Origin of the sequence: Achromobacter sp. (assembly GCF_036567245.1) — a bacterium.
Taxonomy (GTDB): Bacteria; Pseudomonadota; Gammaproteobacteria; order Burkholderiales; family Burkholderiaceae_B; genus Achromobacter.
Genome location: NZ_DATCUY010000038.1, coordinates 1 through 2629, shown reverse-complemented (window position 1 = coordinate 2629; position 2629 = coordinate 1). Strand labels below are relative to the sequence as shown.

The 2629-nt window shown below is 67.9% G+C and carries 2 protein-coding genes and 1 pseudogene; all 3 read right to left on the bottom strand.

Annotated features, from left to right (window positions below; translation table 11 throughout):
- Positions 1–94: 94 nt before the first annotated feature.
- Complete coding sequence (locus tag VIR09_RS01400) at positions 95–826, bottom strand: SDR family NAD(P)-dependent oxidoreductase (protein ID WP_207465314.1); 732 nt, start codon at positions 824–826, stop codon at positions 95–97.
- 31 nt (positions 827–857) lie between these two features.
- Positions 858–2189, bottom strand: coding sequence for an MFS transporter (locus tag VIR09_RS01395; RefSeq protein ID WP_332011061.1), 1332 nt, complete (start codon positions 2187–2189; stop codon positions 858–860).
- A 37-nt stretch (positions 2190–2226) separates the two neighbouring features.
- Positions 2227–2629 (bottom strand): annotated as a pseudogene (locus VIR09_RS01390) (acetylxylan esterase); the annotation flags it as partial.

Genomic DNA, 2629 nt, shown 5'->3' with positions numbered 1-2629 from the left:
AGGCGCAGCGCCTCGGCAGCGCCCTGCCCCCGCGCCGCGCCCGTGACGACCGCCGCCTTTCCGGTCCAGTACGACTCCACGCCGTTCCCGGTTCTCATGTCTTGGAGACTCCCCCGTCGACCATCAGCACGTGGCCCGTGACGTAGGCCGAGGCCTGCGAAGCCAGGTAGAGCGCCGCATCGGCGATCTCCGAAGGTTGGCCGACGCGCTGCACCGGCAGGCGTTCGACGTATGCGGCGTAAGTAGCGGCGTCGCCGTGCATCCAGCTGCTCATCGGCGTTTCGATGAATCCGGGCGCGATAGCATTGACGCGCAGCCCCTTGGGGCTCCATTCCAGCGCCAGGCACTGGGTCAGGTGGGCCACGCCGGCCTTGGCGGCGGCATAATCGGCGCAGTTCGGGCGCGGCTTGACGCCGGCATAGCTGGACAGGTTGATGATGGCGCCGCTGCCTTGCGCGATCATGTGCCGCGCGGCCGCCTGGGCGCCGAAGAACGTGCCCTTGAGATTGATGTCCATGGTGCGCTGCCATGCGGCCTCGTCCAGGTCCAGGGCGGGCATGCGGGCCATGAAGCCGGCATTGTTGACCCACACGTCCAGCGCGCCGTATTGCGCGGCCACCGCGTCGGCCAACTCGCGCACCGCCTGCGCCTGGGTCACGTCCAGCTCGCGGCAATCCGCGTCCACGCCGGACAGTGCTTCCAGGTTCAGGTCGGTGGCGACCACGGTCGCCCCCTGTTGGCGGAACGCCGCCGCCATGGCGCGCCCGATCCCGCCGCCGGCGCCCGTGACGACCGCGATTTTTCCTGCCAGATCCGGATAGTTCATGTTGCTCATGTGATGATGGATGAATGAAAGTTCAGTTGAATGCCGCGCGCTTGGCGGGCTTGTTGCTGGCGGTCGCGCCGGCCTCCTCGCCTGGCAGGCGGATGTCGTTCAGGTCCATGCCCGCCGTTTCCTTGATAAGGAAGGCGCCCACAAAAGCCATCAGCCCCAGCGCCCCCACGTAGGCCGTATAGACCCAGTCCAGTCCCTGGGCGCCCAGCCAGGCATTGATGTAGGGCGCCGTGCCGCCGAAGATCGCGACCGACAGCGATGAGATGAAGCCCACGCCCATGGCGCGCGCACCGGTCGGCACCTGCTCGGCCACCACCGCCGGAAAGATCGCGGCCAGCAGCGCCCAGACCAGCAGGCCGATCAGTTGCCCCACGAACAGGGTCCAAGGCTGGTCGGTCACGATGTGCGATACCGGGAACACCGCCAGCGCCACGCCCAGGCCGAAGGCCATCACCATGGGCTTGCGGCCGTAGCGGTCGGCCAGCCAGCCGCACACCGGCAGCCACAGCAGGCACAACAGCTGCGCGATCAGGCTGGCCGTGTAGGCACCCGAAGGATCCATGCCCTTGGTGGCGATGGCCGTGGCCGGCGCGAACGTGACCCAGGTGTAGTACGTGGCGTTGGACGCGGCGGCGATCATCACGATGTTGCGCGCGATCTTCAAAGCCTGGCGGGCCGATACCTTTTGCGCGCCGCCCTGCTCCGTCCTGTGTTCGAACACCTCGCTCTCGCTGGCGCTGCGGCGCAGGAACAGCGCATAGACGCCCAGCAACGCACCCACGCCGAAACCCACGCGCCAGCCCCAGGCCTCCATCGCCGGCTTGCCCAGCCACGAAGTCAGCAACGCGGCCAGCGCAGTGGCCGCCATGACGCCGATGGTGACGCTGACGAACACCGAGCTGGACCACAAGCCACGCTTGGCGGGCGGCGCGATTTCCGCCACGTAGGTATAGGCGACGCCGGACTCGCCTCCATGCGCCAGGCCCTGCATCAGGCGGCAGAGGAACAGCAGCACCGAGGCCATCACGCCTGCCTGCTCATAGGTGGGGAGCAGCGCTATCGCCAGGCTGGTCAACGCCAGCAGGCACATGGTCAGGACCAGCGTGAACTTGCGGCCGTAGCGGTCGCCGATGCGGCCGAAAAGCCAGCCGCCGATCGGCCGCGCCAGGAAGCCGCCGGCGAACACGGCGAGCGTGGCCAGCAGCGCCGAACCGCGGTCGGACGGATCGAACAGGTTCATCGCCAGGTAGGCCGAGAACGTGCCGTACAAAGTCCAGTCGAACCACTCCAGGGCATTGCCCACGGCCGCCGCGCGCAACGAAGCGTGGCGGCGTTGGCGGTCCTGTGTCTCCATCATTATTGTCGTCGTCATTTTTTTATCCGTGCTTGTCTCAACCCAGATGCTGCGCGAACCAATTGGCCGCGGCGCTGCTGGTGCGTTCGAAGTGTTCCGTGTAGACCGAATAGTGGCCGCCAGGCAGCAGCAGCAACTCCTTCGGCTGGTGTGCCGCGTTGAACGCGTCCTGCTGCAGATCGGCCGGCGTCAGGCCGTCGCCGGTGGCGACGATCATCAGCAGCGGCGTGGGCGCGATGCGGCGCACGTACATGCCGGGCTCATAGGCGCGGGCCAGCTCCAGCGAACGCAGCGTGACTTCGTTGACCCATGCCGGACAGCGGCGCGCTTCGCCGGTCATGTAGTTGTAGGAATCCGGGCCCGGATACGCCACCGCCGCGTCGGGGTCGGCATCGACCATGCGCAGCACCGCCGGCGGCTGGCCCGCGTCGCGGGCCTCG

Coding starts and splice junctions, on each gene's coding strand:
- VIR09_RS01400 (WP_207465314.1), bottom strand. CDS start 826: ATGAACTATCCGGATCTGGCAGGAAAAATCGCGGTCGTCACGGGCGCC.
- VIR09_RS01395 (WP_332011061.1), bottom strand. CDS start 2,189: ATGGAGACACAGGACCGCCAACGCCGCCACGCTTCGTTGCGCGCGGCG.